Source organism: Crocosphaera watsonii WH 8501, from assembly GCF_000167195.1.
Taxonomy (GTDB): domain Bacteria; phylum Cyanobacteriota; class Cyanobacteriia; order Cyanobacteriales; family Microcystaceae; genus Crocosphaera; species Crocosphaera watsonii.
On record NZ_AADV02000199.1, the window covers coordinates 1 to 6,853 of the forward strand.

Annotated in this window: 6 protein-coding genes and 2 pseudogenes; 5 read left to right on the forward strand and 3 right to left on the reverse strand. The window is 33.8% G+C overall.

Annotated features, from left to right (window positions below):
• A pseudogene (locus CWATDRAFT_RS28465) lies at positions 1-302 on the forward strand (hypothetical protein); the annotation flags it as partial.
• A 37-nt stretch (positions 303-339) separates the two neighbouring features.
• On the opposite strand, the pseudogene CWATDRAFT_RS28470 reads toward CWATDRAFT_RS28465, so the two are convergent.
• Positions 340-1,634: pseudogene (locus tag CWATDRAFT_RS28470) on the reverse strand (serine/threonine protein kinase).
• 13 nt (positions 1,635-1,647) lie between these two features.
• Complete coding sequence (locus CWATDRAFT_RS28475; protein ID WP_007308231.1) at positions 1,648-3,147, reverse strand: serine/threonine protein kinase; 1,500 nt, start codon at positions 3,145-3,147, stop codon at positions 1,648-1,650.
• Between the two features lie 132 nt (positions 3,148-3,279).
• On the opposite strand from CWATDRAFT_RS28475, the gene bioU reads away from it, so the two are divergent.
• The 3 genes from bioU to CWATDRAFT_RS28490 all read left to right on the forward strand — a co-directional run bounded on the left by bioU (position 3,280) and on the right by CWATDRAFT_RS28490 (position 5,226).
• Positions 3,280-4,272: a (S)-8-amino-7-oxononanoate synthase BioU gene (gene bioU, locus CWATDRAFT_RS28480; RefSeq protein WP_007312522.1), complete on the forward strand. Its 993-nt coding sequence runs from the start codon at positions 3,280-3,282 to the stop codon at positions 4,270-4,272.
• A 144-nt stretch (positions 4,273-4,416) separates the two neighbouring features.
• Positions 4,417-4,776 carry a DUF2281 domain-containing protein gene (locus CWATDRAFT_RS28485; RefSeq protein ID WP_007308228.1) on the forward strand — a complete coding sequence of 120 codons (360 nt, stop codon included), beginning with the start codon at positions 4,417-4,419 and terminating at the stop codon, positions 4,774-4,776.
• Between the two features lie 3 nt (positions 4,777-4,779).
• A complete protein-coding gene (locus CWATDRAFT_RS28490) occupies positions 4,780-5,226 on the forward strand; it encodes a type II toxin-antitoxin system VapC family toxin (protein WP_007308229.1) in 447 nt (148 codons plus the stop codon).
• A 329-nt stretch (positions 5,227-5,555) separates the two neighbouring features.
• On the opposite strand, the gene CWATDRAFT_RS41545 is transcribed toward CWATDRAFT_RS28490, so the two are convergent.
• On the reverse strand, positions 5,556-6,209 hold the full coding sequence (locus CWATDRAFT_RS41545; protein WP_326997447.1) for a PEP-CTERM sorting domain-containing protein: 654 nt from the start codon (positions 6,207-6,209) through the stop codon (positions 5,556-5,558).
• Positions 6,210-6,329: 120 nt separating this feature from the next.
• On the opposite strand from CWATDRAFT_RS41545, the gene CWATDRAFT_RS28500 reads away from it, so the two are divergent.
• On the forward strand, positions 6,330-6,853 hold a 524-nt coding region (locus CWATDRAFT_RS28500), incomplete at its 3' end, for an IS1634 family transposase (RefSeq protein ID WP_042712720.1).

Here is a 6,853-nt window from a genome sequence, read left to right on the forward strand (position 1 = left end):
TTAATGTCATAGAAAATAAATCTTATAGGTGTTATGAAGCAATATGTGTAGCTATGAGTGTGGTAGCGAATGGTGAGTTAAAAGGTAGTGTTATCGTTACACCGATGCAAGATGTAGTTTCTATGGACTTTAATGGAGATCGTAGCTCTAGTATTTTTGATGGTCATGGTGGTCTAAAATTAAATTCTAACTTCTTTAAAGTTGTTTCTTGGTACGACAACGAATGGGGTTATTCTAACCGGATGTTAGATTTAATGAAAGTTATGCAAGCTAAAGAAGCTAAAGTTATGGCAACTGTCTAACTTTATTTCTTAGCGGGTAAGGTGGGCATTGCCCACCCTACTTACCATGATAATATAACCAATCTTGAATTTCTTTGGCTAACCAAGCACATTCTTCTTCTCTGAGATTTTCTCCTATAATATAACTTCTCTTTTTTGTTCTAATTCTCACTTGATAATTGTTAGAACTACCATACAAGAAAACCCCAAGAATATCATCACTTGAACCATGAATAGACTGGTAAGTTAATCCCAAAATAGTTCTTTGTATTTTAAAAGATTGTTCTAAAAATACAACCCTCATGTCTTGACAATATCGATAAACAAATAATAAAACTAAGAGAGAAAAAGGGAAAAATGTTAAGGTAATAATTCCCAAGACAAAGATCATGACAAATAGGCTAGTATTGCCCATTTTATAGGTTAGTTTAGGAGGTAAATATAAAGATAGTTTATTGTCTTTTACCTCACGTCTGAAAGGACTATAATTTGGTTGAGTTAGTTTATTGTGAGAATATTTGAATTAGTAATTAAATCAGATTTTTGTTTATTCTTTAAACTTTTTAGAGCTTGTTGCGCTGTTTGAAAGCGTTTTTCTATAGCAATATTAGTCGCTTTTTCTAACCAATAAATAAAATAATTAGCAATATTAACTTTATCAGAAAATTGAATTTGAGAATCTTTATGAGGTAAGTCAACGGGGGCTATTCCTGTTAATAAATGGATCAAAGTTGCCCCTAACGCATAAATATCTGAAGCTGGTACCGCCCTACCCCAAAATTGTTCTAACGGGGCGTAACCACTACTTCCCACCACTGTAAATGTTACACCAGTCATAGCTCCTTGTGCTTGTACTGCACCAAAATCAATTAAATAAATATGATTATCTTTCCCTAAAATTAAGTTACTGGGTTTAATATCTCGATGAATAACTAAAGGGTTTAGTTGATGTAAATAAACCAAAATTTCTAATATTTGTAGAGCAATATTATAGGTTTCTTTCTCACTAAAAATTTTCCCTCTTTCTAATAATTCTTGTAACGATGCTCCGGGGATATAATCTTGTACTAAACCAAACCAAGCAACCCCACCACCTAAGTCTTTATCTACGTCAAAATAGTCTCGATATTTAGGTATTCTCTCGTGTTGAAGAGACTGTAAAACTTTCGCTTCTCGTTCAAATAATTTTAACTCTTCCCATTGCATTTGAGGACTAAATGCTAATAGTTTTAGGGTAATATTTTCCTGGGATAGCTTATCTATTGCTAACCAAGTTTGATGGCCAGTTGCTGTATGGCCTAATCTTTGTTTTAGTTGGTATTTTTGAACCAAAATTTCTCCAGATTTAAACATAATTGTTCTAATCTTAATTTAACCAATTTTCAATTTCTTTTGCTAACCAAATAGCCTCTTCTTCTGTTAATTTATTACCCAATTGATAAATCATTTTTCTAGTGTTAATAGTCACGTCATAGCGATGACGTAATTCATGGATAAAAATTCCGATGATGTTCTTTTTACATTCTTCTTCTTGATCATACTCGAATCCTAAGATTTTTTCTTGTATCTTTAATGTTTCTTTATCTAACAAAAAACAAGTTTTTGCACTCATTCTACTAATTATATACAACAATAAAAGTACCAAGATAATTAGAAAACTCATCCCTCCCATTATTTCCAAAGATGCTATAATAAAAGATGGATTTTGGATTAGAATACCTGTAAAAGTTAAGGTAAATGGAATCAAAAACAGACCAGAAATACTGAATAAAGGAATAACTCGACTTAACTCTAACTGGTTATTCATTAAGTTTGTTTCTAGCTTTAATATTTTTTTGAATAGTTTTAATTGAGATGAAGGAACTATAACTTGTAGAGAATTATCTGTTTTGGTTAATCTTAGTTTTGTTATTAAGTCCTCTTTTTTATCTGATTTAAGTAACCTATTATTCTTCTTTTTATTCTTTATTTTACCTGTTTTTAAAGCGGTTAATGCTTCTCTAGATGTTTCATAACGTTGAGACATTTTAATCTCAACTAAAGCGGTTAACCAATCTTTCAAACTAGGATTAATTTTACCTTGATCTGGAAACTCAATTTGATAATCTTGGTCGTGTAATTCCGTGGGAGAAATACCTGTAAGAAGATGAATTAATGTTGCTCCTAATGCGTACAGATCAGAGGAAAAAACCGCCTTACCCCAAAATTGTTCTAAGGGAGTATAACCACTGGTTCCCACCACAGTAAAACTGATATTTGTCACCGAATTTTGATCTTGAACTGCACCAAAATCAATTAAATAAATGTTATTATCTTCCCCTAAAATCAAATTACTGGGTTTAATATCTCGATGCAAAACGGGGGGATTTAATTCGTGTAAATAAATCAATATTTTGAGAACTTTTACAGCAATTTGTCTAATTTTAGATTCAGGGAATCTTTCGCCATTTTCTAATAGCTCTTGTAAAGATTTTCCAGGAATATAATCTTCCACTAAACCAAACCAAGGAATACCATTACCCTGTTCTTCAGATAGTTCAAAATAGTTACGATAACGGGGAATAAAAGGATGAGATAACCCTTGTAAAACTTTAGCCTCTCGTTCAAATAGTTTAAATTGTTCCCAGGAAAGTTGGGGATTAAATGCTAATAACTTAACTGTAACTTTTTCATAAACCTTAGAACGGAAAACCTGATTTACATCAAAAACCCACTTTAACCAAGGTAATTGTTTTTTTCGTGTAGCATATAAGTCAATAGGGGAAAATAAATCATCCGCTAACCAAGTTTGATGGCCAATAGCTGTCTTTCCCAAAACTTCTATGAGTCGATAACGTTGACTAATAATGTCCCCAACTTGAAACATAATCTTGATAATTAGTTTATAATTTATTCTCTATTTATATATTAATAGCTGCCAGGAAAAGACAAATAATTGATGAAAATTTATATTTCTTGTGACCATAACCTCCCATAATAGAAAAAGATAGTTATGAAAATGAGTAGTCATCAGACCATGAAAGTTGGTATATTAGGCTTCGGGGGACTTGGACAGGCAGCGACCAGAGTTCTCGCCCCAAAACAAGAAATGACTTGGGTTGCAGCGGCGGATCTCAAGGGTTATGCTTATTGTGACACAGGATTGAACCCTCAAACTGCGATCGCTACATATAGCAAACAAGGATCGATCGGTTATTTAGACTCCTACGGAACCCTTAGCAACCATAGTATCAAAGACCTCCTAGAAACGGCTAACGTGGATGGCTATTTTTTAGCTCTTCCTAACCTTCCTAACACTTTTATGGCTGATGTAGCAAGACAGTTTATCGCCTCGGGGTGGAAAGGGGTGTTAGTGGATGCTCTCAAGCGTACAAGTGCCGTGGAACAACTGTTACAATTACAGGGAGACTTACAGGCTGCGGGCATTACTTATATGACTGGTTGTGGCGCAACTCCAGGTTTATTAACTGCTGCGGCCGCTGTTGCTGCTCAAAGTTATCACGAGATCCATAGTGTTAAAATAACCTTTGGTGTGGGTATTGCCAACTGGGAAGCTTACCGCGCTACTATTAGGGAAGATATCGCCCATTTACCAGGGTTTAACGTGGATAAAGCTAACGCTATGAGTGATGCTGAGGTGGAAGCTTTCCTGGAGCAAACCAACGGCATTCTCGCCCTAGAAAATATGGAACACGCTGACGATATTATGTTAGAGTTAGCTGGCATTTGTTCCCGCGATCGCGTTACCGTTGGGGGTGTGGTAGATACCCGTAACTCGAAAAAACCTTTAAGTACAAATGTTCAAATAACTGGTCGTACCTTTGAAGGGAAAATATCCACCCATACCTTTACATTAGGGGATGAAACGAGTATGGCAGCCAATGTTTGTGGACCTGCTTTCGGTTATCTTAAAGCAGGGTTATCGTTACATAGTCGTGGTATTCATGGGTTATTTACTGCTGCTGAAATAATGCCTCATTTTGTTAAATAAGTAGGTAAGGGGAAGGGAAAGAATATAGAATTAAATTAATTCTATATTTTTAGTTCGTAGTCAAGGCTTTAGCCTTGATGACGAACATTCTTATTGTCCTAAAGGACTCACTACAAACTATCTAAACTATAGAGACTAACTACCATGAACATTGAACAAACAGTTATGGAATATCTGCGAGAACTTCCCCCCGATAAACAACAAGAAGTCTTAGACTTTACTCAATTTCTTAATCAAAAAATGTCCCTTCCAAAACCAGATCCTAACCTTACCCCAGAACAAAAATCCGCTAACTGGTTAGCATGGATAGATAGTCATCAATCATCTAATCCTCCCTTAACCGATGAATCTTTAGAAAAATTTGTTGAAAAAAGTGCTGAACAAAACCAACAATTAACACCTGAAGAAAGAACTCAAAACTGGTTAGCTTTTGTGGAAACGCTACCCAAACAAAGTGCTAATTTACCGGACGAAGCTTTACATAGAGATACGATGTATGATTAACTCATGGACTATCTTCTAGATACGAATATCCTACTAAGAATTGCTGATACTTCATCTTCGCAGCATTCTCTCGCTATTACAACCATTACTCATCTTCTTAGTCAAGGAAATAAAGGTGTAATTACTTCCCAAGTATTAATCGAATTTTGGGTAGTCGCAACCCGTCCTCGTGACGTTAATGGGTTAGGATGGACTCCTGAAGAAACCATCATAAAAATTCATCAATTCATTGCTCAATTTTCCTTTCTTCCAGAGAATGAATACATTTTTAACCAATGGTTTCAATTAGTTATTAATCATAATATTAAAGGGAAAAGAACCCATGATGTTAGACTTCTTGCGGTTATGATTGTTCATAATATTCCTTATTTACTAACTTTCAATCCTAATGATTTTATTTCCCTCCCTAATATTACTATTATTCATCCCCAAGACTTATTAACAAATTAGATCGTAGGGTGGGTTAGCTGCGGATTTGATTTTGATAAAAACATCATAAGTTTTTATCGGCACCGTAACCCACCATTTTAAGTATGTAATCTGTTGTACCATTTTGATCAACTTAGACTACATAAATTGATCAAAATCGGATTTGGAAGAATATAATATTAAGAAGTTCTGACTTTTCAGCTATAGTAATCAGTAATGATTCGTGAGATTATCGAGATATCCCCTTAATAAGGGGGGTTAGGGGGGATCAGTTTGAACATTAATTATCACAACTGATAAATGATTGCTATATTATTCCTGATTGCTATATTGTTATTAGAAAAAAGTTTTTAGTTCTTTTTCTTGGATATTTTTCTTTTGAAGAATGTACCAAAACCTAAAGCTGTTAAACTCCCTAATATGGTTAAAGGTTCTGGCACAGGTTGTGTTACTTTTACTACTGCGGCTAAATCTATATTGCCATTATAATTAGAGTAAACATTATTAAATAATGCCGTTTGTGTACTCGTTACCAAATTAATCTGACGAATATCATCTGAAAAATTAGTTTCTGCGATCAATGCAATATCTTCACTAGCATTATCAGAAAACGCTATTCCATCGAAAGCATTATTAGTTCCTGCTGTACTACAAGGAAGAATTTGGGAAGATGAAACTTCTGCTGTATTAATGTTAAATTGTCTTATGCCACTACAACTATCAGCTAACCAAAAAGAATTATCTGGTGCAACAGCTATATCGATAAAAGCAGATATATTATAAGGAGAACCATTTAATATTAATTCTTTGTTTTCAAGGATTGATCCTGTATTTTGATCAATTCTTAATAGTTCATTCTGTTGAGAATCGATCGCCCACAATATATCACCTTGAAATACTGCACCTTTAATTATCCTACCATTTAAGCGAGGACCGATCGCAGTCACCGCAGACTGTCCAGGGGTAATAGAAATCAAAGTTGAACCCCAGATTCCGCACTTCAAAAAGTAGCATTAAATACTACAAGCCTGGGTTTAATAATTAAGTATAATTGCTTAAGCTCTTGAAGACAAAAAAGTGGGATAATTGCTTAAGTTGTTTCCTCTGTAAAAAAAGAGCGAAAAATGTCTTATTTAGAAGAAATACAAGTTAAAAATTTAGACCATTTAGGGATAGTAGCTGGTTTAATTGATGAAATAGGAATAGTCAAAATAATTAATAATAAATTAGGAATAGATGTTAGAGAAAAAATCTCAGCAGGTACAGTAGTTAAGTCTATTTTAATCAATGGACTAGGATTTGTTTCAAGACCTCTATATTTATTCAGTCAGTTTTTTCAAGATAAAGCCATTGAGAAATTGTTAGGAGAAAGAATTAAACCTGATTACCTTAATGATGATAAAATTGGGAGAGTAATGGATGAATTATATAAATATGGACTAAATGATATTTTTATTGAAGTAGTTTTAGAAGTAATTAAAAAATTTAAAATAGACCTTAAATACTCCCATTTAGATTCCACATCATTTCATTTAGATGGAGAAGATAAAAGGGAAGAAGATAAAGAGAAACAGGAAGAAGAAAAAATTATTAAAGAAAGACCAATTTTTATTAAGAAAGGATATTCTCGGGATCATAGACCAGACTT

What these genes read in the sequence shown, in the direction of transcription:
- bioU (WP_007312522.1), top strand. Translation starts at nt 3,280, where the DNA reads ATGAGTAGTCATCAGACCATGAAAGTTGGTATATTAGGCTTCGGGGGA.
- CWATDRAFT_RS28490 (WP_007308229.1), top strand. Translation starts at nt 4,780, where the DNA reads ATGGACTATCTTCTAGATACGAATATCCTACTAAGAATTGCTGATACT.
- CWATDRAFT_RS28475 (WP_007308231.1), bottom strand. Translation starts at nt 3,147, where the DNA reads ATGTTTCAAGTTGGGGACATTATTAGTCAACGTTATCGACTCATAGAA.
- CWATDRAFT_RS28485 (WP_007308228.1), top strand. Translation starts at nt 4,417, where the DNA reads ATGAACATTGAACAAACAGTTATGGAATATCTGCGAGAACTTCCCCCC.